Raw genomic sequence first — 21,737 nt, forward strand, 5'->3', positions numbered from 1 at the left:
CCGCGCTCGCGGGGGTGATCCCTCCACCGACCAGGTCTCCCGCGCGCTGCTGGAGTGGTCCCCGCGCTCGCGGGGGTGATCCCCACCTCTCCGGCATCGTCACCGTGCCCACTGCGTGGTCCCCGCGCCCGCGGGGGTGATCCCCGGACCGACGCCGACTCGTCGTAGGCAGGCACGTGGTCCCCGCGCTCGCGGGGGTGATCCCGGCTCCGGTCCGAGATCCGCACCGCTGACATCGTGGTCCCCGCGCTCGGGGGGTGACCCCGTCCCGTACAAGACCGACGACGTGACCGGCGAGTGGTCCCCGCGCTCGCGGGGGTGATCCCCCCGGCAACCTGAGTGTCCGGCGACGTGATGAGTGGTCCCCGCGCTCGCGGGGGGTGATCCCGACCCACCGGCGACCGGGGTGTCGCCGTCGTGGTCCCCGCGCTCGCGGGGGTGATCCCCAGAACGAGATCACCGAATGGCTGGACGAACAGTGGTCCGCGCGCTCGCGGGGGTGATCTCGCCTGCGCCACCACGGGCAGCAGCGTCGCGAGCTGGTCCCCGCGCTCGCGGGGGTGATCCCCTCCCCCGGTGGCCGGCCTCAGGGCCCGCCACGTGGTCCCCGCGCTCGCGGGGGTGATCCCAGCATCTCGTCAGCGATCTCGCCGGCCGTGGCGTGGTCCCCGCGCTCGCGGAGGCGATCCCGCGCGCGCCATGATGGAAGTATCCGGCGGCGGGTGGTCCCCGCGCTCGTGGGGGTGATCCCGTGGCTGGCTGGGGCTGCACACCTACCGGCGGTGGTCCCCGCGCTCGCGGGGGTGATCCCGAGCGCTACGCCGACTACCTGCAGGCCGGCTTGTGGTCCCCGCGCTCGCGGGGGTGATCCCGAGCGCTACGCCGACTACCTGCAGGCCGGCTTGTGGTCCCCGCGCTCGCGGGGGTGATCCCAGCGGGTAGCCCTCGGCACTGCCGCCGGAGACGTGGTCCCCGCGCTCACGTGGGTGATCAACAGGGCCCTGGCCGGCGAACTTCTCGATGCGCGCCGTCAGCGACCGGACCTGCTCGCTGAGCTCGGCGATCTGCGCGCGGGTGACTGTCGCTTCGTCCTCGTTGCCGGCGCGCACGCGCTCCACGAGCCAGGAAGCCAGGGTTGCGGCACGACTCCGAGCAGGGCGACACCGCCGATCATCAGCGCCAGCGCAACGAACCTGCCCGTGGTCGTGACTGGGTACCGGTCGCCGTAGCCCACGGTCGTCACCGTGGTGATCGCCCACCACAGGCCGTCGCCGAAGCCGGAGATGTTTGCCTCGCGCGCGCTGCGCTCGGCGTCGGTGATCGCCAGGGCGCCGGCGAAGATCAGCAGTGCGGATCCGCCTGCGACGTACGTGACGACGCGGCCCCGGAGCGTGTGCGTGCCGGCTCGGTTCAGTACCGACAAGAGCGCGACGAGCCGGAGGAGCCGCAGCGGTCGCAGCAGCGGCAGGGCCAGGGAGGCCAGGTCGAGCAGGTTGGTGCGGATGAAGTGCCAACGGCGCGGCGCAAGAGCCAGCCGGATCGCGTAGTCCACGCCGAGCAAGACCCACGTCGCCGTCACGACGGCGCTGCACGTCCGCGCGATGCCCGGGGAGACGGCCGGCCAGACGATGGGGATGGCATAGGCGATCAGGAACAGGACTGCCGAGGTCGTCAAGGGCGCCTCCATGCGGCGCTCCCCGTGCTCCAGCCGGGCCCCTCGTGCCGGGCTCTCGTCAGCCCGCGAAAGGCTTGGAACGGGCTCGTGATCGCCGTGAAGAGCCATGCTGCCGTCCTCCTGATCGGACGCCGTGAGGCCGCCGGCGGAGCGCGACGTACGAGACGGCGTGCCGGCGAACGGCCGCCACCTTCGTTGCCATGAGCACCGCGGAGACCGTCAGTTCGATTGTCGCCGGGCTGAGCGCGCCTGGGGATGTTCGCGGACGTCGTCGTCGCGTCGTGCATCCCGTGATGCCCAGAGCGGCCAGCGCAGCACCGACCGGGACCTTCCTCCCACAACCGCACGTCCAGCCGCCCCCCAGCGCCCGTCGTGACCCAACCGAGACCTGCGGGACCGCAGACGGGGTTGACGGCTCGCCCCCGCCGTCGCCACGATGGGCACATCCCGTGAGAGCGCTCCCACCGTCTCTCAGCAGTTTTCGTGAGAGCGCTCTCGCATCGAGGGGAAGCCACACCCCTCACCCACACCGACCGCGGCGTGGCAGCCGCTTCGACGAAGGAGTCATCGTGCGCACAAGGAGATCCGTCCCGGTGGTCGCCGGCGCGGCCGGCATCGCCCTGCTCGCCGCGGCCTGCGGCACCAGCGGCGCGGACACCGGCGGCGAGGCCGCCGCCTCGGGCGACGGCGAGGGTGGCGATGTCACCCTGACCGTGGCCACGTTCAACGAGTTCGGCTACGAGGAGCTCATCGAGGAGTACATGGACGCCAACCCGGGCGTCACCGTGGAGCACAAGAAGGCGGCCACCTCCAACGAGGCCCGCGACAACATGAACACCCGCCTCGCGGCCGGCTCCGGCCTGGCCGACATCGAGGCGATCGAGGTCGACTGGCTCCCCGAGCTCATGCAGTACTCCGACAAGTTCGTCGACCTCGCCGACCCGGCCGTGGAGGGCCGCTGGCTGGACTGGAAGGTGGAGCAGGCCACCACGCCCGACGGCGCCCTGATCGGCTACGGCACGGACATCGGCCCGGTGAGCGTGTGCTACCGCAGCGACCTCTTCGCCGCGGCCGGCCTGCCCACCGACCGCGCCGAGGTCGCGGCGCTGCTCGAGGGCGACTGGGACACGTACTTCGAGGTGGGCCGCCAGTTCGCGGCGAGCTCGGACGTGCCCTGGTTCGACTCCGCCCAGGCCACCTACCAGGGCATGATCAACCAGGTCGCCAACGCCTACGAGGAGTCGGACGGCACCCCGATCCCGCTGGCGGAGAACGCCGAGGTCAAGGACCTGTACGACCAGGTGGTCGCGGCCGGCGTCGACGACGGCCTCTCCGCGCACCTGGAGCAGTGGAGCGAGGACTGGGTCAACGCCTTCCAGAACGACGGCTTCGCCACCATGCTCTGCCCGGGCTGGATGCTCGGGGTCATCGAGGGCAACGCCGCCGGCGTCGAGGGCTGGGACATCGCCGACGTCTACCCCGGCGGGGGCGGGAACTGGGGCGGGTCGTTCCTGACCGTGCCGGCCCAGGGCGAGCACCCGGAGGAGGCCAAGGCGCTGGCCCAGTGGCTGACCGCCCCGGAGCAGCAGCTCAAGGCCTTCGAGGCCAAGGGCACCTTCCCCAGCCAGGTCGAGGCGCTGGAGAGCGAGGAGCTCCGCGGCCAGACGAACGAGTTCTTCAACGACGCCCCGGTCGGGGAGATCCTGGCCAACCGGGCCGAGGCCGTGGAGGTCACGCCCTTCAAGGGCCCGAACTACTTCGCGATCCACCAGACCGTCTCGGACGCGATCACGCGCGCGGACGTCGGCAGCGACGACGCCGCCTCCTCCTGGGAGAAGGCCCTGGCGGCGTTCGACGAGCTCGGGCTCGGCTGACCCACCCGGCCGGCCACGCCGCAACCGCCCCCACCCGCCCGCCGCCGCCCGAGGAGACCTGTCCGAGGAGACCTGATGGCCACCACCGCACCCGCCCGGCGCCTGCCCGCGCCGCCGCCGGCCGACCCCGGCCCCCGGGCCCCGCGCGCGACCCTGCGCCAGCGGCTCGCCCGGTGGGACGTCCGGCTCTCGCCCTACCTCTACGTCGCGCCGTTCTTCCTGGTCTTCGCGGTCGCCGGGCTCTTCCCCATCGTCTACACCGCCTACGTCTCGGTGCACGACTGGCACCTCATCGGCGGCCAGGGCGAGTTCGTCGGCCTGCAGAACTTCGTCGACGTCCTCCAGCAGCCGCGGTTCCGCACCGCGCTGCGGAACACCTTCAGCATCTTCCTGCTCTCCTCGGTGCCGCAGGTGGCCATGGCCATCGCCCTCGCCGCGGTGCTGGACGCCAACCTGCGCGCCAAGACGTTCTGGCGGATGGGCGTCCTGCTGCCCTACGTGGTGGCGCCGGTGGCCGTGTCGCTGATCTTCTCCAAGATGTTCGCCGACCAGTCCGGCCTGATCAACGCCCTGCTCGCCGGGGTCGGCGTCGAGCCGATCCGGTGGCACTCCGACGTGCTCGCCAGCCACGTCGCGATCGCCAGCATGGTCAACTTCCGGTGGACCGGGTACAACACGCTGATCGCGCTGGCCGCGATGCAGGCGGTGCCGCGCGAGCTGTACGAGGCCGCCGTCATCGACGGCGCCGGCCGGCTGCGCCAGTTCTTCTCCATCACCGTCCCGATGCTTCGGCCGACGATCATCTTCATCGTCATCACCTCCACCATCGGCGGCCTGCAGATCTTCGACGAGCCCCGCATGTTCGACCAGATGGGCCTGGGCGGGGCGGACCGGCAGTGGATGACCCTGACCATGTACCTCTACGAGCTCGGCTGGGGCGCGCAGAAGAGCTTCGGGCGGGCCTCCGCCGTCGCCTGGCTGCTCTTCCTGATCATCGTGCTGATCGGCCTGGTCAACTTCGCGCTGACCCGCCGCATCGCCTCCAGCGGCGGCAAGGGGGGCCAGCGATGAGCGCGCCGTCCGTCCCGATGATCCGGCAGACCGCCGGCCGCGGCGCCGCCCGGGCGGCCGCCCGCCGCCGCGGGACCGGCGGGGTGAACCGCCGGCCCGGCTGGGTCACCTACGCCGTGCTGACCGTGGTGCTGCTGATCTCGGCCTACCCGATCTACTACGCGGTCCTGCTCGCCTCCTCCGACGCCGCCACCATCGCGCAGAACCCGGTGCCGTCCCTGATCCCCGGGGAGAACCTGCTGGCGAACCTGCGCCGGGTCGTGGAGTCGGACATCAAGTTCTGGCCAGCCCTGGTCAACAGCATCATCGTCTCCACCGTCACCGCGCTGTCCGTGGTCGTCTTCGCCACCCTGGCCGGGTACTCCTTCGCCAAGCTCCGGTTCCGCGGCCGCGGCCCGCTGCTGGTCTTCGTCGTCGCGACGATGGCGGTGCCCACCCAGCTCGGGATCGTGCCGCTGTTCATCGTGATGTCCAAGCTCGGCTGGGTCGGCCAGCTCCAGGCGGTCATCGTGCCCGGGATGGTCACCGCCTTCGGGGTGTTCTGGATGACCCAGTACCTGCAGGAGGCCCTGCCCTACGAGCTTATCGAGGCGGCCCGGGTGGACGGCTGCTCGATGATCCGCACCTTCTGGCACGTGGCCCTGCCGGCCGCCCGGCCCGCCGCAGCGATGCTCGCCCTGTTCACCTTCGTGGGGTCCTGGACGAACTTCTTCTGGCCCTTCGTGGTCCTCGGGGCCGCCAACCCCACCCTGCCGGTGGCGATCCAGCTGCTGCAGGCCTCCTACTTCAAGGACTACTCGCTGATCCTGGCGGGCGTGGTCGCCTCGACCCTCCCGCTGGTCCTCGTCTTCGTCGTCGCCGGGCGCCACCTCGTCACCGGCATCATGCAAGGAGCCGTCAAGGGATGAATGCCACCACCACCCGGTCCGTGCCCGCCCCCGCGGGGCAGGCCCCCGGGCCGGGACACCCGGTCGCGCCCGGGCAGGCCCCGGCGCCCGGGCAGGTCCCCGCGCCCGCCGACGCCCCCGCGCCGGCCGACGCCCCCGCGCCCGCCGCCCGGCAGCTGCCGCCGGGGTTCCTCCTCGGCGCGGCCACCGCCGCCTTCCAGGTCGAGGGCGCGGCCTGGACGGACGGGCGCACGGACTCGATCTGGGACGCCTTCTGCCGCCAGCCCGGCGCGGTCCTCGGCGGGGACGACGGCGCCGTCGCCGCCGACCACTACCACCGCTACCGCGAGGACGTCGCCCTGATGGCCGAGCTGGGGCTGGGCGCCTACCGGTTCTCCACCTCCTGGGCCCGCGTCCGGCCCGACGACGGCCCGACCAACCCGGCCGGCCTGGACTTCTACTCCCGCCTGGTCGACGAGCTGCTCGCCCACGACCTGGTGCCCTGGCTGACGCTGTACCACTGGGACCTGCCGCAGGCGCTGCAGGACCGGGGCGGCTGGACCGACCGGGACACCGCCTACCGCTTCGCCGACTACGCCGTCGCGGTCCACGAGGCGCTCGGGGACCGGGTGCGGGTCTGGACCACGCTGAACGAGCCGTGGTGCTCCTCGTTCCTGTCCTACGCCGGCGGGGAGCACGCGCCCGGCCGCACCGACCCCACCGAGGCGATCGCCGCGGCGCACCACCTGCTCCTCGGCCACGGCCTGGCGGCGCGGGCGCTGCGCGAGCGCGACGGCGACGCCACCCTCGGCATCACGCTGAACTTCACCGTCGCGGACCCCGCCGACCCCGCCGACCCGGCCGACGTCGACGCCGCCCGGCGCATCGACGGCGCGCACAACCGGATCTTCCTCGACCCGATCTTCCGCGGCGAGTACCCGGCGGACGTCCTCGCCGACATGGCGGCGCACTGGCCGGCGGGCCTGGTCCACGACGGCGACCTGGCCACCATCGCGGCGCCGATCGACGTGCTCGGGGTCAACTACTACAACGGCGGCCTGGTGGCCGGGCCGGCCGCCCCGGACGGGGAGCCCGCCGACGGCGGCGCGGCCGCCGCGGGTGACGTGGCCGCCGTCGGTGCGGACCCTGCCTCCGCCGACGGCGGCCGGACCACCGACGGCGGTCCCGGGCAGGTGCTGCCCGGCCGGCGGCGCCGCAGCCCGTTCGTGGGCTCGGAGGACGTCCGGTCGGTCCCCCGCGGCCTCCCCACGACGGCGATGGGCTGGGAGGTCCAGCCGGAGGGGCTGACACGGCTGCTCACCCGGTTGCACGAGGAGTACACCGGCCCCGCCGGCGTGGCGCTGTACGTCACGGAGAACGGGGCCGCCTACGACGACGAGCCGGACGCGGCGGGGTTCGTGCGGGACGACGAGCGGGTGGCCTACGTCCGCGACCATCTGCACGCCGTGCTCGACGCCGTCGAGGCCGGCGCCGACGTGCGCGGCTACTTCGTCTGGTCGCTGCTGGACAACTTCGAGTGGGCGTTCGGCTACAGCAAGCGGTTCGGCATCGTCCGGGTGGACTACGAGACCCTGGAGCGCGTGCCCAAGGCCAGCGCGCTGTGGTACCGCGACGTCGCCCGGGCGCGGGCGGTGCCCACGGCGTAGCAGCCACGGCCGCGGGCGGGGCCAGCCCGCCCCCGGGCGGCGCCCCACGCAGGGCCGCGCCGCCGTCGTCAGCATGGGAAACTCGGACAGGGCCGGCAGTGCGGCCGGCGGACGGAGGGCAGCCCGATGGTCTCGGACGGCACGGTGCGGCACGCGCCGACCCTCGTCGAGGTCGCCCGGCTCGCCGGGGTCTCCCGGGCCACCGCCTCGCGCGCCATCAACGGCGGGGACCGGGTCAGCCCGGCCGCCCGGGCCGCCGTCGAGGCCGCGGTGCGCGAGACCGGCTACCGGCCCAACCCGGCCGCCCGGTCCCTGGTCACCCGGCGCACCGACTCCATCGCCGTCGTCATCCCCGAGTCCGACTCCCGCCTCTTCACCGACCCGTTCTTCGCCACCGTGCTGCACGGGGTGACGACGGCGCTGGCCAGCACCGACCTGCAGGTCGTGCTGCTCATCGGCCAGCGCGGGGTCGACCGCGCCCGCCGGATGGTGGGGTACCTGCGCGGCGGGCACGCCGACGGCGCCATCGTCGTCTCCCACCACCGGATGGACAGCGTCGTCGACGTCCTCGCCGGCTCCGACATCCCGGTGGTCCTCATCGGCCGGCCCTTCGACGCCACCCTGCCGCTGACCTGGGTGGACGTGGACAACGCCGCGGGCGCGCGGCTGGCCACCGAGCACCTGCTGGCCCGCGGGGCCCGCCGGGTCGGCACGGTCGCCGGTCCGCCGGACATGTCCGCCGCGGAGGACCGGCTGACTGGCTGGCGGGCCGCCCTCGCCGAGGCCGGGCTGCCCGCCGACGCCGTCGTCCGCGCCGACTTCACCGCCGACGGCGCCGCCGCAGCGACCGAGCGGCTGCTGGCCGAGCGGCCGGGCCTCGACGGGCTGTTCGTGGCCTCGGACCAGATGGCCGCCGCGGCGCTGGACGTCCTGGCCGCGCACGGCCGGCGGGTGCCCGACGACGTGCGGCTCGTCGGGTTCGACAACATGGACCTGGCCGCGCGCACCCGGCCCCCGCTCACCACGGCGGTGAACCCGGCCGGGGAGATGGCCCGCCGGGCGGTGCAGATGCTGCTGGCCCGGCTCGCCGGGACGGGCGGGACGGAGTCGGTGGTGCTGCCCACCGAGCTGGTGGTGCGCGGCTCGGCCTGAGCGGCCCCGCGCACCTCTCGTTGTGCCCGCCAACTCGTCGCCGTCGCGCGCACACGACGTCACCCCCGCCGTCGCCGGGGAGCCCGCCGTCGCCGAGGACGGCCGCCGTCGTCGGGTGTGACGCACCTCGCCCCCGCCGCCCGTCCGGATCGCGAGACCACCCCTAACGGCGTTCGCACCGGCCCCTGGCCGCCGCCGAGAGTTGTTGGCAGGCGCCACCCCGGCGCACCAGCCACGCCCGGCGGCCACCCCGCCCGGGCCCGCCCGAAGGACCACCACCGATGACCCTCCCCCGCCGCGCGGCCGCCGTCCTGCCCGCCGCCGCGCTCACCCTCACCCTCGCCGCCTGCGGCGGGGGCGCCGACGCCGCCGAGCGCGGCTCCGACGACGACCCGGTCCGGATCGGCGTGGTCGGCGCCTCCCAGCCGGAGTGGCAGATCTTCACCGACCTCGCCGCCGAGGAGGGCATCACGGTGGAGATCGTCGACTTCTCCGACTACACCCAGCCCAACCCGGCCCTGACCGACGGGGACCTGGACCTCAACCAGTTCCAGCACATCCTCTATCTCGCCCAGTACAACGAGGCGGACGGGCAGGACCTCACCCCCATCGGGGCGACCGCCGTCTACCCGCTCGGCCTGTACTCCGAGAAGTACGACAGCGTCGAGGACATCCCGGACGGGGAGGAGATCGCCATCCCCAACGACGTCACCAACCAGGGCCGGGCCCTGCGCGTGCTCGAGGCGGCCGGGCTGGTCACCCTGGCCGAGGACGCCGGCGTGGTGCCGGACACCACCGACGTCGACACCGACGCCTCCACCGTCACGGTCACCCCGGTGGAGGCGAACCAGACGGTCGTGGCGCTGGACTCCATCGCCGGCTCGATCGTCAACAACGACTTCGTCGACGACGCCGGCCTGGACCCGGCCGACGCCCTGTTCGCCGACGACGCCGCGAGCGACGTCGCCGAGCCGTACATCAACGTCTGGGTCGCCCGCGCGGAGGACGCCGAGGACGAGACCCTGACCAAGCTCGTCGAGATCTACCACGACCAGCAGGTCCTCGACGCGGTGCAGGAGAGCGCGGGCGGCACCGCGTCCTTCGCCGACCAGGACGCCGCCGAGCTGCAGGAGATCCTCGCCGAGGTGCAGGCGGACCTGTGACCGTAGCCATCCGGCTCGCCGGGGTGCACAAGACCTTCGGCGCGGGACCGGGGGCGGTCCGTGCCGTGCAGGACGTCACCCTCGACGTCGCCGAGGGTGAGATCTTCGGCGTGATCGGCTACTCCGGGGCCGGCAAGTCCACCCTGGTCCGGCTGGTCAACGGCCTGGAACGGGTCAGCGCCGGGACCGTCGTCGTCCACGACCGCACCGTCTCCGGGCTGAGCGAGAAGGAGCTGCGGCCGGTCCGCGCGGACATCGGCATGGTCTTCCAGCAGTTCAACCTGCTGAACGCCAAGTCCGTGGCGGAGAATGTCGCCTACCCGCTGCGGACGGCCCGCTGGCCCCGGGCGGAGCGGGAGGCCCGGGTGCGCGAGCTCCTCGACTTCGTCGGGCTCGCGGACAAGGCCGGCGCCCGGCCGGCCGAGCTCTCCGGCGGGCAGCGGCAGCGCGTCGGCATCGCCCGGGCGCTGGCCTCCCGGCCGCGGATCCTGCTGGCCGACGAGTGCACCTCGGCGCTGGACCCGGAGACCACCCGGGAGGTCCTCGCCCTGCTCCGCCGGGTCAACGCCGAGCTGGGCGTGACGATCGTCGTCATCACCCACGAGATGGACGTGGTCCGGCACCTGTGCGACCGGGTGGCGGTGATGGAGCACGGCCGGGTGGTCGAGCTCGGCGCCGTCTACGACGTCTTCGCCCACCCCCGCGAGGAGGCCACCCGGCGCTTCGTCGGCACCTCGCTGCGGGACCGGCCCACCCCGGACGTCCTGGCCCGGCTGGCCGCCACCCACCCCGGCACCCTGGTCACCGTCGGGGTGCAGGAGGAGCACGGCTCCAGCGCCCAGATCATGCGGACCCTCGCCGAGCACGACGTCGACGCGGCCATCGTCTACGGCGGCATCACCGAGATCGGCCAGCGGCCCTTCGGCTCCCTCACCCTGGCGCTGACCGGGGCGCCGGACGCCACCGCGGCGGCGCTGGCCGCGCTGCGCAGGAGCACCACCGTCCAGGAGTACCCCGGCCTGAGGGAGGGCAGATGAAGTTCGACTGGGCGGCCGACTGGCCCGTCTTCCTCGAGGCGTTCGGGCAGACGCTCTACATCGTCGCGGCCGCGATGATCATCGGCGGCGGCGTCGGGCTGGTCCTCGGCATCGTGCTGTACACCACCCGCCGCGGCGGGCTGCTCGCCAACCGGTACGTCTTCGGCGCGCTGAACGTGCTGGTGAACCTCGTCCGGCCGATCCCGTTCGTCATCTTCATCACCGCCGTCGGGCCGCTGACCATCGCGCTGACCGGCTCGCGGATCGGCACCGACGCGTTCATCGTGCCCGCCGCGATCATGGCCGCCTTCGCCACCTCCCGGATCGTGGAGCAGAACCTGGTGGCCCTCGACCCCGGGATGATCGAGGCGGCCCGGTCCATGGGCGCCTCCCCGCTGCGGATCATCCGCACGGTGGTCATCCCCGAGGCGCTCGCCCCGCTCATCCTCGGCTACACCTTCATCTTCGTCGCGGTGGTGGACATGTCCGCCCTCGCCGGGATCGTCGGCGGCGGCGGGCTGGGCAACTTCGCCCTCACCTTCGGCTACCAGCGCTTCGACTGGGTGGTCACCTACGTGACCGTCCTGGTCATCGTGGCCCTCGTGCAGGCGGTGCAGTTCCTCGGCAACCACCTCGCCCGGCGGGTGCTGCGGCGGTGACGCCCGGGCGGTGACGACGGCGGCCGGGCGGGCAGCCGCCGTCGGCGGGCGCCGTGCGATCACCGCCGTTGGGTGGGGCCTGCTCCGTACACCCGCACACGTCCTGTGTAGTCGTTGAAGCGCTTTCCCAGCCTGCCGCGGGAAAGCGCTTAAACGACTACACAGGACGCAGCGGCCCGGAGGTGCCCCGTGAGCGGGCACCGAGGGCTGATACGTATCGCGCCACGCCGCCCCAGGCTCGGACCCCGGCCGGCCCGGCACGGCTCGCGACGGCCGCCGTCGGCGATCGGCGCGCCGCCCACGCACCCGGACGGCCGCCGTCGGCAGCCCCCTCCCGGGGACCTTCCGGACCGACTCGTTCTGGCTTATCGTCGGATGAGGGACGCAGACGTCCCGAACCATCCGCGACACGAAGGAGAGTCCGGCATGACCCAGTACGCCGACCCGGCCGCCGAGACCGCCGAGGCCACGACGAGCCCGAGCACCTACGCCGCGCCCGGCACCGAGGGCGCGGTGATGAGCTACGAGAAGCGCTACGAGCACTACATCGGCGGCCGGTGGGTGCCGCCGGTGCGCGGGGAGTACTTCGACAACCCCACCCCGATCACCGGGGAGGTGTTCTGCCAGGTGGCCCGCGGGACCGCCGAGGACATCGACGCCGCCCTGGACGCCGCGCACGCCGCCGCCCCGGCCTGGGGCCGGACCAGCGTGGCGGAGCGGGCCGCCGTGCTCGGCAAGATCGCGGACCGGATGGAGGAGAACCTCGAGCGGCTCGCCGTCGCCGAGACGTGGGAGAACGGCAAGCCGGTCCGGGAGACGCTGGCGGCCGACATCCCCCTGGCGATCGACCACTTCCGGTACTTCGCCGGCGCCATCCGCGCCCAGGAGGGCAGCATCTCCCAGATCGACGACGACACCGTCGCCTACCACTTCCAGGAGCCGCTCGGCGTCGTCGGGCAGATCATCCCGTGGAACTTCCCCATCCTGATGGCCACCTGGAAGCTGGCGCCCGCGCTGGCCGCCGGCAACGCCGTCGTCCTCAAGCCGGCGGAGCAGACGCCGGCGTCGATCATGTACCTCATGTCCCTGATCGGGGACCTGCTGCCGGAGGGCGTCGTCAACGTCGTCAACGGGTTCGGCGCCGAGGCCGGCAAGCCGCTGGCGTCCAGCCCGCGGATCCGCAAGATCGCCTTCACCGGGGAGACGACGACCGGCCGGCTGATCATGCAGTACGCCTCCCAGAACCTCATCCCGGTCACCCTGGAGCTGGGCGGGAAGTCCCCGAACATCTTCTTCGAGGACGTCCTGCGCGCCGACGACGCCTACCTGGACAAGGCGCTGGAGGGGTTCACGATGTTCGCCCTGAACCAGGGCGAGGTCTGCACCTGCCCGTCCCGGGCGCTGATCCAGGAGTCGATCTTCGAGGAGTTCATCGCCCGGGCGCTGGAGCGGACCCGGCAGGTCAAGCGCGGCCACCCGCTGGACCCGAGCACGATGATCGGCGCGCAGGCCTCCGCCGACCAGTACGAGAAGATCCGCAGCTACCTCGCCATCGGCAAGGAGGAGGGCGCGGAGGTCCTGCTCGGCGGCGACGTGGACACGGTGCCGGGCCTGGACGGCGGGTTCTACATCCAGCCCACGGTGTTCAAGGGCGAGAACTCGATGCGGATCTTCCAGGAGGAGATCTTCGGCCCGGTCCTGGCGGTGACGACGTTCAAGGACTTCGACGACGCGATGCGGATCGCCAACGACACCCTCTACGGGCTGGGCGCCGGGGTCTGGACCCGCGACGGCGCGCTGGCCTACCGCGCCGGCCGCGCCATCCAGGCGGGCCGGGTGTGGACGAACACCTACCACCAGTACCCCGCGCACGCCGCGTTCGGCGGGTACAAGCAGTCCGGCATCGGTCGGGAGAATCACCTGGCGATGCTCGACCACTACCAGCAGACGAAGAACCTGCTCGTCTCCTACGCCGAGGGCCCGCAGGGCTTCTTCTAGGCCGCCAGCAGAAGGAGGTAGGACGATGACGGTCCGACCAGGGACGGCGGTGGCGGTGCCGGCGGCGGCCGCTGCCGCACCGGCCGCCGCCGCGGCCACGGACGCCCCGTCTCCGGGTGCAACGGCCCCGCCCGAGCCGCGGGTGGTCGCGCTCCCGGCGGCGATGGACCTGCTCCGCCGGCTCCGCGAGCGGCACGGGCCGCTGATGATGCACCAGTCCGGCGGGTGCTGCGACGGCTCCTCGCCGATGTGCTACGCCCAGGGCGACTTCATCGTCGGCGACCGGGACGTGCTGCTCGGCGTCCTGGACCTCGACGCCGGGGTGGGCGAGGTCCGGCGCACCGCCCCGGCGGACGCCGACGCCGTGCCGGTGTGGATCTCCGGGCCGCAGTTCGCGCTGTGGCAGCACACCCAACTCATCCTCGACGTCGTCCCCGGCCGCGGCGCCGGGTTCAGCCTCGAGGGGCCGGAGGGGGTGCGCTTCCTGACCAGGTCCCGGGTCTTCACGACGGCGGAGCGCGCCGCCCTGCAGGCCGGCGGGTTCCTCACGGGTGCGGACTGGGAGGGCGGCGCGCGGCCCGCGCCGCCCGCTCGGCCGCAGGTCGTGGCGACGGCCCAGGACGCCTGCGCCGTGCCCGGCGGCTGAGGCGTCACCGCGGCGGCTGCCGCCATCGGGTCCGCTGCTGGGGAGGTGCGGTCCGCTGCCCGGTGCGGTCCGGCGCCCGGTGCGGTCCGCCGCTGCTCGCGAGCTCCTGCTCACCGGCGGCCGTCGCCCTGCGGGGCGGCGGCCGTCGCGCCACGCCTATCACCAGGTGTCAGGCAGGGCGTCGGAGGACGCGGCGGGCGGCAAGGGCGACGCGGACCCGTGAACGGGGAACGGTGCCCGGGTCACCGGCGCCACTGCCAGCAGGCTCCGCCTGGTGCGCCAGAAGCAACACGATCCCCGGCGGGCCCCGCACCACTGTCTGCCGCGGCCCGACCGCCGATCCCGACCCGTGCCGCGCATGTCTGTACTCGTTATGGCCCCTTCAAGCCCGGCTGAAGCCGCCATAACGAGTACAGACATGCGTGGCTCGGCACGTGAGCCCGGTGCATTTTGGGCATCCGCTTGATGGGTGCAACGATGTGGGCTCAAGAGTCGTTCAGACGCCTACATGTTGTGGCTCTTCGACCGTTCAAGAACGATAGAGGGACAGGCTCTGTGGCGCCCGATTTCGGAGAGGTGCCGTCGCGCGCGATCGAGCCCGACGAGGGGTGTTCTACGTGTGACCTCCGCGTCGTTGAAGCGGCCGGCGCTCCACGCGTCAACGGGCTGCAGACGGCGCAGATGAGCGTCGAGCTCCGCCACGTGCCGCGAACCCGCGAACCCGCAGGCCGGCCGCCTCCGTCAACGGTGCCCTATCCCCGCATGAGCGCTGTCAGCTGTACCAGTGGGACAGGTCGGACGAGAGGGTCCGCATGGCGATGCACGAGTTCCCAGCCGGATGCCGTTCGCCGGTAGACCTGGGTGACGCGCACCGACAAGTCCTGGTCGGGCAGGTCAGCGACCCTGCCGTGCTGCCGCTCGATCATGACCAGGACCACCGCGTCGTCGAAGACGTGCGTACCCGTGATCTCCAGCGAGGCCTCGCCGTCGGCGAACGGACTCTGCCAGCCGGCGAACTCCGCACGGCGGTCGGCGTACTGAACCGGAGGACCGCCGTCGGGAGCGATGAGCGTGAATCCCTGAGCGTGGTGGACGAGCTCCAGGTAGCGTTCAATGTCGCCGCGCATCCAAGCGTTCGCGGCCTCGCCGGCCTGCTGGATCAAACCCGCGACCTGAGCGTCGACGTCGGGCGTGCCGTGAGGCGAGGACATTCGGTGCTCCTTCATGCTCGCCGCTCTCGTTCATCCTCCCGTGCGCGGCATGTTACCCGTCTCGCGCCCGGAAAGCAGTGCCCCTCGCAGCTGTTCTCCCAGCACCGCCCGAAGAGGCTCGCGAAGAACCCAACCATTTAGCGGACGAAGGCATAGCGATACTTCTGGCACGCCCAGCACCCTGAGCGGGTGATCGGCAGCCGATCCGACGCGGCCCGCTCCTGCCCGGCGGCCGTCGCTCTACCCGTCGGCGGCCGTCGCTCTACCCCTCGGCGGCACCGCCCGGTAGAGCACGTGCCGGCGCAGCGGGCCCGGGGGCACCGCCGGGTGGTCGAACTCGCCCCAGCGACGCATCCCGAGCCGGCGCATGACTGCCTGCGACGGCGTGTTGGACAGCGCCGTCATGGACCACACCTCGGCCAGCCCGAGCGGTCCCAGCGCCACCGCGAGCGCGGCCCGTCCAGCCTCCGTCGCGTACCCGTGGTGCCAGGCGTCGGCGGCCAGGCGCCAGCCGACCTCGTACCCGTCGGCCGGGACGTCCGCGGGCATCGGGTTAAGCCCGGTGAAGCCGATGAAGCGGCCGGTGGCCCGCACCTCCAACGCCCACAGCCCGAAGCCGTTGGCCTCGAAGTGCTGCTCGATACGGTCCACCATGGCGTCGCTCTTGGCAGCCGTCAGGGTGCCGGGGAAGTAGCTCATGACGGCCGGGTCGGCGTTCATCCCCGCGAAGGGCTCGCGGTCCGCCGCTCGCCAGCGCCGGAGGAGGAGGCGGGGAGTGCTGACCTCGTCGAAGCGTGCGGGCACCCGGCGAGGGTATGCCAGCGCAGGCGAGAATCCGCTCGGTTCAAGCGTGGATCCGCCCGGTGTGGGCAAGGGCCGGGCGCCAGGGGGCGGGATGGACACCTCGGCCAGGACGGTCCAGGATGGGCGGTGCCGTGACCGCGATGCCGGACAGGCGCCGGGACGACGAATCCCCGCCCTGGCCAGGACGGGGATCGGGCAGTACACCGCCTGGGACTCGAACCCAGAACCCACTGGTTCAGGACCTCGCCGGCCGACGAGATGGCCGAGGTCCTCGCCCTCCCCGTAGCGGCATGACCCGGCGGCGCCTGTCCCTGGTTGCGGATACGGACAGGGCCGGTCAGCCTCCCGGAGATGAGAGCACGATGGAGCGTCCCCATCGTCTGGGGGACAGAGATAGACGCCTGGACCAGGACCCTCACGGCGGCCGGGAAGAGCCGCCAGACGGTGGGCCTGCGCCGCTACCACCTGCGCCGGCTCGGCGCCCACGTCGGCCCGCCGCCCTGGGAGGTCACCGAGGACGACCTGGCCGCCTGGGTGGACAGCCAGGACTGGGGCCGCGAGACCCGCCGATCCACCGCCGCGTCCTACCGCGCCTTCTGGGCGTGGGGCATGCGCACCGGGCGGACCACGACCGACCCGACGCTCGTCCTGGGCTCGGTGCGGCCCATGCCGCCGAACCCGCACCCGGCGCCGGACGACGCCTATCTCGACGCCCTCGCCGACGCCGGGCCCCGCGAGGCGCTCATGCTGCGCCTCGCCGCCGAGCTCGGCATGCGCCGCGGCGAGGTCGCCCAGGTCCACGCCCGCGACGTCATCGGATCCTGGGGCCGGTACAGCCTGGTCGTGCACGGCAAGGGCGGCCGGGAGCGCACGCTGCCCATGGGCGACGGGCTGGCCCTCGCGGTCCGGGACGCCGCCGCCGGCGGCTGGTGCTTCCCGGGCAAGGTGGACGGCCACCTCGGCGCCGCCCGGGTCGGCAAGGTCGTCTCGCGGCTGCTGCCGCCCGGGGTGTCCATGCACTCGCTGCGCCACCGGTTCGCGTCCGAGGCCTATGCCGTCGACCGGGACATCGTGGCCGTCCAGGAGCTGCTGGGGCACGCCAGCCTCGACACGACCCGGCGCTACGTCCTCTCCCCCGACGACGACCGGCGCCGGCTCGTCCTCGCGGTCTCCCAGCGGCCGCTGCCGCCGCGGCGGCGGGACCTGTCGGTGGCGTCCTAGCCGATCCGGCCGGCCGCCTCGGCGCCACGGCGCATAGTGTCCCCGGACGCGACGACATACCGGCTGATCGAGGACAGATCGGCGTGGCCGAGCGCGTCGGCCGCGGCCTTGAGGTCGCCGGTGGCGGCCAGGAAGCGGGTGGCGTACCGGGCGCGGAGCTTGTGCGCCGTGTAGTCCACCCCCCGGGAGCGCATGTAGCGCGCGATCGCCAGGGACAGTGCCTTCCCGGTCGTCCGGCGCCCGATGATGCGGCCCTCGCCCGGGTCACCCAGGGTGGCGAGCAGGCCCGAGGAGAGCGGGACCGAGCGGCCCTTGCTGCCCTTGCCGAGCCGGACCCAGAGCACACCGTTGCCGGGGTCGAGGTCGGACCAGCGCACCGCCGCGATCTCGGAGGACCGCAGTCCCGCCATGGCGGCCAGCGCGATGGCTCGGCGCATGTCCTCCGGCGCGTCCTGCATGAGCCGGTAGAGGTCGGCCTCGGGCACCGGGGAGACCGCCGGCTTGGTCTGCCGGACGCTCGGCAGCCAGTCGGCGGCGTTGCGCTCGGTCAGCCCCTGCTGCATGGCCCACCGGCAGAACCGGCGCAGGTGGCTCGCCTCCTGCGACAGCGACGACGCGGCGCGCGGCTTCCCGTCGTGCAGCTCGGCGCGGCTCTCCCACCACGCCTGGGTGGTCTCGCGGTCCAGCGCCAGCGGGTCGCCCGGGACGGACCGGAGGATGCGCTCCCGCTCCCGCAGGGTCGCCTCGGAGTACCGCGAGCGCCGCAGGTGGTCGAGGTGCTCGGCGATCACGTCGGTCATGGCTTCCTCCTGGTGCTTGTAGACCAATCCGTATTAGTCATCACGTCTGGCGCAGGTGCCGGGGGCGCTGCTGCTGCCCCAGGTCGAGGGTGCTGTGCAGACCGCTTGACAGCGCCGTGCAGTCCGCTGTACAGTAGGTATCACCAAGCAGGAACCACACCCCAGGAGGACAGCAGCCATGAGCACCACCACCGAGCGGATCGACAGCCACACCGCCACCATCACCGACAGCTACGGCCGCACCTACGACGTCCGGCTCCGCGACGGCGGCTTCGCCGGCAGGGGCTGGGGCATCGCCACCCGCCCCGGCCTCTCCCCCCGCCCGACCCTGGACGACCTGGCCGCCTGGATCGACCGCCTCCCCGCCCCCACCCCCGAGGTCGAGCAGGAGCCCGTCGCCTCGGCCGCCATGGCCACCGAGCCCGAGGCTGAGGCCGAGGTCGAGCCGGCCACCGCCGGGCGCGCCCCGTGGACCGTCGAGCGGTCCTGGTTCTACGGCACCGGCCGCCGCTACGCCCACCAGGACGGCGCGGTCGAGTACGACAGCCCCTTCGGCACCGTCCAGATCTGGGACTGACCATGACCGTCAACCTCCGCGACCTGACCGACCGGGTGGCCGACCGGGCCGACATGACCGGCGAGGCGGCCGCGCGGGTCGTCACCGCCTACGCCGCCGACCTCGGTCACCCCGTCCCCGCCGGCGCCCCCGAGGCACCCGACCTGGACGTGCCCGAGGAGGACGCCGAGGCGATCCTCGGGGCGATCCTCACCGGCGACCACGGGCACAGCGGCCACCTCGACACGGTGGCCGAGGCCACCGCAGCCCGCGAGAGCGCCCGGGCCGCCCTGGACGCCGCCGACACCGCCTGGCGGCAGGCGATCCGGGACGCGACCGCCGCCGGGCACTCCCGGGCGGAGGTCGCCGCCGCCGCCGGGGTGTCCCGGAGCCGGGTCCACCAGGTCGTCGGCCAGTAGGGACGACGAAGCGGCCCCCGCCCCCGACCCGTGGGGGTCGAGGACGGGGGCCAGGCGAGCCGTGCTCGGGCAGGTCGAGCGTATCAATCCATGGTGACCCAGGCGTCCTCGGCGGGCAGGTCCGCCCATTCGAGGACGTCGCCGCCGGCGAGGTGGATGGTGACCTTCACTCGTCCTCCTCGGGGTCGCAGCACCAGGCGGCTGCCGATGCCGAGCTCCAGATGCGTCCGCACACCTCGCACCGGTAGTCAGGCATCGGCCAGCACCACCCGCAGCCGCCGGGGACGCCGGCCGACGACCCGGCGGGCCGCGGCCAGGCAGTCCACCCGCCGGGAGTACCCCTGGCCGGAGTCGGCGAGGGTCAGCCCGGACCGGCCCTCGCGGTACCGCCACCGCCACCCGTCCGCGGCGCGCCAGACCTCCACCCGGTCGGCGGCCATGTCAGACCGCTGGCCGGTCGGGGTCGACGTGCCGGCCGGCCGACTGCAGGCGCTCCGTGATCCCGGTGGGCTTCAGGAGGCCGTAGTGGACCGCGACGGCGCCGACGAACGTCGGCAGGGCGAGCAGCAGGCCGGCACCAGCGTCGTACGTGCCGCCGTCCTGCCAGGTGCGGACGGCCTCGGCGAGCATGGACGAGACCAGGGACAGGCCGGCGAGCTGCCATGCCTTCGCGGCGGAGCTCGTCACGCGGGTGGTGACGAGGCCGACGAGGACGGGCAGGAGGACGGTGAGGACCAGCTGGGCGACGGTGATCGGGTCCAGGGAGAAGGTGAGCATGGGATGTTTCCTCTCTCAGCTGGTGCGCTTGGCGTTGATGGGCTTGAGCTCGGGCGGGCCGACGTAGCGGCCGAAGACGTCCGGGTTGGCGACCTCGGACGGCCACACCTTGTACTCGAATCCCTGCGCCGTGAGGATGTTCCTGTAGTCCGCGATCTCGGCCTTGCTCTCGGCGTGGTCGTACTCGCGGGCGTTCGGGAAGGCGACGTAGATCGCCTTCCCGTTCTTGGTCCGGCTCTCGAACTCGATGGCAACGGGCACTTCGTCCTCCTCGGGGGTGGGCTTGCTGGTGGTGGGCTTGCTCGGGGCAGGCGCGGCGGCGCCGCCGCGGGGCTTGTCGCCGAGGCGCACGCCGGCCTGGGCGAGGACCGGCGTCGGGTCGACCCAGCGGCCGCCGCGGGTGGCGGACAGGTGGACGTGCGGGGCGGTCTGGATGCCGGACCGGTCGGTGCGGCCGATGACCTGCCCGGCCTTGACACGCTGGCCGACGGCGACGCCGGGCGCGACGTGCGCGTGGTGCCACAGCAGGCCGGTCCGGTCACCCCTGACGGTGACGCCGTTGCCGGACAGGCCGGGCCACAGGGTGGCGCCGCGGGAGGCGGACTGGCCGGGCTTCCTGCCGCTGACGGTCTTGGTGACAACCCCGTCCTCGACGGCGTGCACGGTGGTCCCGAGGGTGCCCGCGCGGGGCGGGGCGACGTCGACGCCCATGTGCGGGCTACGGCCGATGCCGGGCAGGTAGCGGTTCGGGTTCCACCCGCTGGTGAAGCGGCCCTCCATGGGGCTGGACAGCGCCATCGGTTCCTCCTCCTCCGGCTCTTCCGGCTCGGTGTGGGTGTAGGTGATGCCGGGTATCAGCCCGGCGCGGGTCCAGCGCGGCGTGCCGTTGTAGGTGTCGGTCCAGCGGGTGACGGCGACGGCGGGGCGGATGGCCTCCACGACCCGGCCGTCGCCGAGGGACACTGAGTCGTGCCCGGGCCTCCACAGGAGGGCGCCGGGGACGTGCTTGGCGTCGGCCACCGGGATGGGCTCGCAAGCGGCGATCTGCTGGGAGGAGCCGTGGACGAAGGGCACGCCGAGGTCGGCCAGCGCCAGGGTCACGAGGCCACTGCAATCGAGCCCGGCCGCGGTCTTGCCGCCGAAGAGGTATCGGGTGCCGACGTAGCGCTGGGCGGCGGCGGCGAGATCGCTACCGGTGGGCATCAGGTGGGTCCTCTCAGGGTCGGTCTCGGTGGCGGTGGCGGGGAGGGCCAGTGGGAGATGAGGACGTCGATGTAGGCGGCGTCCTCCGCTGCCCGCCGCTCGGCCTGCGTGGCTCGGTCCTCAGCGACGGCGGCCCTGGCCTCGGCGCGCTCGACGCGGTCGCGGAGGTCGGTGATGTCGCGGCGGGACTGCTCCTGGTCCTCCCGGAGGGAGGTGATGATGTCCCGGAGCCCGTCGATGTCGGCGGACCTGATCTCGGACCGCAGCCGCTCGGTGGCCTCGACCGCGGTGGTCTTCTCGATGGGGGCGCGGCGGCGGTCCTGGCGCCACATGACGAGGGCGCCGATGCCGCCGGAGCCGAGGATGGCGGAGACGATGACGGCGGTGTCAGCGACGCTCATGCCCGCGGTGCCCCGGCCCCGTCGTCGTGCCGCGCGGTCTGCTCGATGGCGGTCTCGGCGTCCCGCTCCACCCGGTACAGGGCCAGGATGCGGAGCACCGCCCCGGTGACCATGACCGCGGCGAGGGACACGGACACGAGGGAGGAGGGGAAGGCCGCGTAGGTGGCGGCGAGGTAGCCGCCCCAGGCGGCCGCGCCGAGGAGCCAGCCGAGGCGTTCGACGGCGAGGGCGGTGGTGAGCCACCGGCCGGGCCAGAGGAGCCCGGCGAGGGCGAGCACCCCCGCGGCGAGGATCGCCCCGGCCAGGGCGAGGACCAGCCAGTCGGGGAGCATCTCCACGGACGGGGACGCGGAGGCCCCGGGGGCGAGGTGGGCGACGAGCAGCATGACCCCTATGACGACCCACCAGAGCGCGACGGCCGTCTCGAACGGGTGCGCGAGGATGTGGTCGGCGGCGGTGGGCGGGTTGTGGGTGGGGCGGCGGGCACGATCGGGCATCGTCAGGCTCCCCTCTCGG

At 73.4% G+C, this 21,737-nt stretch carries 23 protein-coding genes and 1 CRISPR repeat array (1 of these 24 running past the window's edge); of the genes, 13 read left to right on the forward strand and 10 right to left on the reverse strand.

Annotated features, from left to right (window positions below; genetic code table 11):
* Positions 1 to 994: direct repeats of the CRISPR family, unit length 29 nt; unit sequence GTGGTCCCCGCGCTCGCGGGGGTGATCCC (it extends 1,957 nt beyond the left edge of the window).
* Between the two features lie 36 nt (positions 995 to 1,030).
* Positions 1,031 to 1,687, reverse strand: coding sequence for a potassium channel family protein (locus MF406_RS14020; protein ID WP_242894902.1), 657 nt, complete (start codon positions 1,685 to 1,687; stop codon positions 1,031 to 1,033).
* A gap of 557 nt (positions 1,688 to 2,244) precedes the next feature.
* On the opposite strand from MF406_RS14020, the gene MF406_RS14025 reads away from it, so the two are divergent.
* The 10 genes from MF406_RS14025 (at position 2,245) to MF406_RS14070 (ending at position 13,829) form a co-directional block, all read left to right on the forward strand.
* Complete coding sequence (locus MF406_RS14025; protein ID WP_242894904.1) at positions 2,245 to 3,549, forward strand: extracellular solute-binding protein; 1,305 nt, start codon at positions 2,245 to 2,247, stop codon at positions 3,547 to 3,549.
* Between the two features lie 75 nt (positions 3,550 to 3,624).
* Positions 3,625 to 4,620, forward strand: a complete 996-nt coding sequence (locus MF406_RS14030) for a carbohydrate ABC transporter permease (protein ID WP_242894906.1) — start codon at positions 3,625 to 3,627, stop codon at positions 4,618 to 4,620.
* The gene (locus MF406_RS14035) at positions 4,617 to 5,528 is read left to right on the forward strand and encodes a carbohydrate ABC transporter permease (protein ID WP_242894908.1); all 912 of its coding nucleotides are present in this window, start codon (positions 4,617 to 4,619) and stop codon (positions 5,526 to 5,528) included. The genes MF406_RS14030 and MF406_RS14035 overlap by 4 nt, the downstream gene beginning before the upstream one ends.
* Positions 5,525 to 7,174: a glycoside hydrolase family 1 protein gene (locus MF406_RS14040; RefSeq protein WP_242894910.1), complete on the forward strand. Its 1,650-nt coding sequence runs from the start codon at positions 5,525 to 5,527 to the stop codon at positions 7,172 to 7,174. Before MF406_RS14035 ends, MF406_RS14040 begins: the two co-directional genes overlap by 4 nt.
* Before the next feature lie 126 nt (positions 7,175 to 7,300).
* A complete protein-coding gene (locus tag MF406_RS14045) occupies positions 7,301 to 8,326 on the forward strand; it encodes a LacI family DNA-binding transcriptional regulator (RefSeq protein WP_242894912.1) in 1,026 nt (341 codons plus the stop codon).
* 281 nt (positions 8,327 to 8,607) lie between these two features.
* Positions 8,608 to 9,489 (forward strand): MetQ/NlpA family ABC transporter substrate-binding protein, encoded by an 882-nt coding sequence (locus MF406_RS14050; protein WP_242894914.1) that lies wholly within the window; start codon positions 8,608 to 8,610, stop codon positions 9,487 to 9,489.
* The gene (locus tag MF406_RS14055; protein WP_242894916.1) at positions 9,486 to 10,526 is read left to right on the forward strand and encodes a methionine ABC transporter ATP-binding protein; all 1,041 of its coding nucleotides are present in this window, start codon (positions 9,486 to 9,488) and stop codon (positions 10,524 to 10,526) included. The genes MF406_RS14050 and MF406_RS14055 overlap by 4 nt, the downstream gene beginning before the upstream one ends.
* Positions 10,523 to 11,185, forward strand: coding sequence for a methionine ABC transporter permease (locus MF406_RS14060; protein ID WP_242894918.1), 663 nt, complete (start codon positions 10,523 to 10,525; stop codon positions 11,183 to 11,185). Before MF406_RS14055 ends, MF406_RS14060 begins: the two co-directional genes overlap by 4 nt.
* 426 nt (positions 11,186 to 11,611) lie before the next feature.
* On the forward strand, positions 11,612 to 13,183 hold the full coding sequence (locus MF406_RS14065) for an aldehyde dehydrogenase family protein (RefSeq protein ID WP_305852962.1): 1,572 nt from the start codon (positions 11,612 to 11,614) through the stop codon (positions 13,181 to 13,183).
* A gap of 25 nt (positions 13,184 to 13,208) precedes the next feature.
* Complete coding sequence (locus MF406_RS14070) at positions 13,209 to 13,829, forward strand: DUF779 domain-containing protein (protein ID WP_371744505.1); 621 nt, start codon at positions 13,209 to 13,211, stop codon at positions 13,827 to 13,829.
* A 752-nt stretch (positions 13,830 to 14,581) separates the two neighbouring features.
* Here MF406_RS14070 and MF406_RS14075 read toward each other — a convergent pair.
* Both MF406_RS14075 and MF406_RS14080 read right to left on the reverse strand, forming a co-directional pair.
* Positions 14,582 to 15,040, reverse strand: coding sequence for a nuclear transport factor 2 family protein (locus tag MF406_RS14075; RefSeq protein WP_242894920.1), 459 nt, complete (start codon positions 15,038 to 15,040; stop codon positions 14,582 to 14,584).
* A 240-nt stretch (positions 15,041 to 15,280) separates the two neighbouring features.
* Entirely contained in the window at positions 15,281 to 15,844 is a 564-nt protein-coding gene (locus MF406_RS14080) for a GNAT family N-acetyltransferase (protein ID WP_242894922.1), read from the reverse strand.
* Positions 15,845 to 16,195: 351 nt separating this feature from the next.
* On the opposite strand from MF406_RS14080, the gene MF406_RS14085 reads away from it, so the two are divergent.
* The gene (locus MF406_RS14085) at positions 16,196 to 17,065 is read left to right on the forward strand and encodes a site-specific integrase (RefSeq protein ID WP_242894931.1); all 870 of its coding nucleotides are present in this window, start codon (positions 16,196 to 16,198) and stop codon (positions 17,063 to 17,065) included.
* Here MF406_RS14085 and MF406_RS14090 read toward each other — a convergent pair.
* Positions 17,062 to 17,865: a tyrosine-type recombinase/integrase gene (locus MF406_RS14090; protein WP_242894932.1), complete on the reverse strand. Its 804-nt coding sequence runs from the start codon at positions 17,863 to 17,865 to the stop codon at positions 17,062 to 17,064. The genes MF406_RS14085 and MF406_RS14090 overlap by 4 nt on opposite strands.
* Before the next feature lie 178 nt (positions 17,866 to 18,043).
* On the opposite strand from MF406_RS14090, the gene MF406_RS14095 reads away from it, so the two are divergent.
* Together MF406_RS14095 and MF406_RS14100 are read left to right on the forward strand one after the other, a co-directional pair.
* Positions 18,044 to 18,442 (forward strand): hypothetical protein, encoded by a 399-nt coding sequence (locus tag MF406_RS14095; protein WP_242894934.1) that lies wholly within the window; start codon positions 18,044 to 18,046, stop codon positions 18,440 to 18,442.
* A gap of 2 nt (positions 18,443 to 18,444) precedes the next feature.
* Complete coding sequence (locus tag MF406_RS14100) at positions 18,445 to 18,840, forward strand: hypothetical protein (RefSeq protein WP_242894936.1); 396 nt, start codon at positions 18,445 to 18,447, stop codon at positions 18,838 to 18,840.
* Positions 18,841 to 18,923: 83 nt separating this feature from the next.
* Here MF406_RS14100 and MF406_RS14105 read toward each other — a convergent pair whose 3' ends face one another.
* From MF406_RS14105 to MF406_RS14130, 6 genes are read right to left on the reverse strand one after another with little or no spacing between them, the layout of a single operon-like run.
* Complete coding sequence (locus MF406_RS14105; protein ID WP_242894938.1) at positions 18,924 to 19,073, reverse strand: hypothetical protein; 150 nt, start codon at positions 19,071 to 19,073, stop codon at positions 18,924 to 18,926.
* Positions 19,074 to 19,088: 15 nt separating this feature from the next.
* Positions 19,089 to 19,280, reverse strand: a complete 192-nt coding sequence (locus MF406_RS14110) for a hypothetical protein (RefSeq protein ID WP_242894940.1) — start codon at positions 19,278 to 19,280, stop codon at positions 19,089 to 19,091.
* Position 19,281: 1 nt separating this feature from the next.
* Positions 19,282 to 19,617, reverse strand: coding sequence for a hypothetical protein (locus MF406_RS14115; protein WP_242894941.1), 336 nt, complete (start codon positions 19,615 to 19,617; stop codon positions 19,282 to 19,284).
* 15 nt (positions 19,618 to 19,632) lie between these two features.
* Positions 19,633 to 20,820, reverse strand: coding sequence for a peptidoglycan DD-metalloendopeptidase family protein (locus MF406_RS14120; protein WP_242894943.1), 1,188 nt, complete (start codon positions 20,818 to 20,820; stop codon positions 19,633 to 19,635).
* Positions 20,820 to 21,221, reverse strand: a complete 402-nt coding sequence (locus MF406_RS14125) for a hypothetical protein (protein ID WP_242894945.1) — start codon at positions 21,219 to 21,221, stop codon at positions 20,820 to 20,822. The genes MF406_RS14120 and MF406_RS14125 overlap by 1 nt, the downstream gene beginning before the upstream one ends.
* On the reverse strand, positions 21,218 to 21,718 hold the full coding sequence (locus MF406_RS14130; RefSeq protein ID WP_242894947.1) for a hypothetical protein: 501 nt from the start codon (positions 21,716 to 21,718) through the stop codon (positions 21,218 to 21,220). Before MF406_RS14130 ends, MF406_RS14125 begins: the two co-directional genes overlap by 4 nt.
* Between the last annotated feature and the right edge of the window lie 19 nt (positions 21,719 to 21,737).

The organism is Georgenia sp. TF02-10 (assembly GCF_022759505.1).
Classification (GTDB): Bacteria; Actinomycetota; Actinomycetes; order Actinomycetales; family Actinomycetaceae; genus TF02-10.

What these genes read in the sequence shown, in the direction of transcription:
- MF406_RS14020 (WP_242894902.1), bottom strand. Translation starts at nt 1,687, where the DNA reads ATGGAGGCGCCCTTGACGACCTCGGCAGTCCTGTTCCTGATCGCCTAT.
- MF406_RS14030 (WP_242894906.1), top strand. Translation starts at nt 3,625, where the DNA reads ATGGCCACCACCGCACCCGCCCGGCGCCTGCCCGCGCCGCCGCCGGCC.
- MF406_RS14035 (WP_242894908.1), top strand. Translation starts at nt 4,617, where the DNA reads ATGAGCGCGCCGTCCGTCCCGATGATCCGGCAGACCGCCGGCCGCGGC.
- MF406_RS14040 (WP_242894910.1), top strand. Translation starts at nt 5,525, where the DNA reads ATGAATGCCACCACCACCCGGTCCGTGCCCGCCCCCGCGGGGCAGGCC.
- MF406_RS14045 (WP_242894912.1), top strand. Translation starts at nt 7,301, where the DNA reads ATGGTCTCGGACGGCACGGTGCGGCACGCGCCGACCCTCGTCGAGGTC.
- MF406_RS14050 (WP_242894914.1), top strand. Translation starts at nt 8,608, where the DNA reads ATGACCCTCCCCCGCCGCGCGGCCGCCGTCCTGCCCGCCGCCGCGCTC.
- MF406_RS14060 (WP_242894918.1), top strand. Translation starts at nt 10,523, where the DNA reads ATGAAGTTCGACTGGGCGGCCGACTGGCCCGTCTTCCTCGAGGCGTTC.
- MF406_RS14065 (WP_305852962.1), top strand. Translation starts at nt 11,612, where the DNA reads ATGACCCAGTACGCCGACCCGGCCGCCGAGACCGCCGAGGCCACGACG.
- MF406_RS14070 (WP_371744505.1), top strand. Translation starts at nt 13,209, where the DNA reads ATGACGGTCCGACCAGGGACGGCGGTGGCGGTGCCGGCGGCGGCCGCT.
- MF406_RS14075 (WP_242894920.1), bottom strand. Translation starts at nt 15,040, where the DNA reads ATGTCCTCGCCTCACGGCACGCCCGACGTCGACGCTCAGGTCGCGGGT.
- MF406_RS14085 (WP_242894931.1), top strand. Translation starts at nt 16,196, where the DNA reads ATGAGAGCACGATGGAGCGTCCCCATCGTCTGGGGGACAGAGATAGAC.
- MF406_RS14090 (WP_242894932.1), bottom strand. Translation starts at nt 17,865, where the DNA reads ATGACCGACGTGATCGCCGAGCACCTCGACCACCTGCGGCGCTCGCGG.
- MF406_RS14095 (WP_242894934.1), top strand. Translation starts at nt 18,044, where the DNA reads ATGAGCACCACCACCGAGCGGATCGACAGCCACACCGCCACCATCACC.
- MF406_RS14100 (WP_242894936.1), top strand. Translation starts at nt 18,445, where the DNA reads ATGACCGTCAACCTCCGCGACCTGACCGACCGGGTGGCCGACCGGGCC.
- MF406_RS14110 (WP_242894940.1), bottom strand. Translation starts at nt 19,280, where the DNA reads ATGGCCGCCGACCGGGTGGAGGTCTGGCGCGCCGCGGACGGGTGGCGG.
- MF406_RS14115 (WP_242894941.1), bottom strand. Translation starts at nt 19,617, where the DNA reads ATGCTCACCTTCTCCCTGGACCCGATCACCGTCGCCCAGCTGGTCCTC.
- MF406_RS14120 (WP_242894943.1), bottom strand. Translation starts at nt 20,820, where the DNA reads ATGCCCACCGGTAGCGATCTCGCCGCCGCCGCCCAGCGCTACGTCGGC.
- MF406_RS14125 (WP_242894945.1), bottom strand. Translation starts at nt 21,221, where the DNA reads ATGAGCGTCGCTGACACCGCCGTCATCGTCTCCGCCATCCTCGGCTCC.
- MF406_RS14130 (WP_242894947.1), bottom strand. Translation starts at nt 21,718, where the DNA reads ATGCCCGATCGTGCCCGCCGCCCCACCCACAACCCGCCCACCGCCGCC.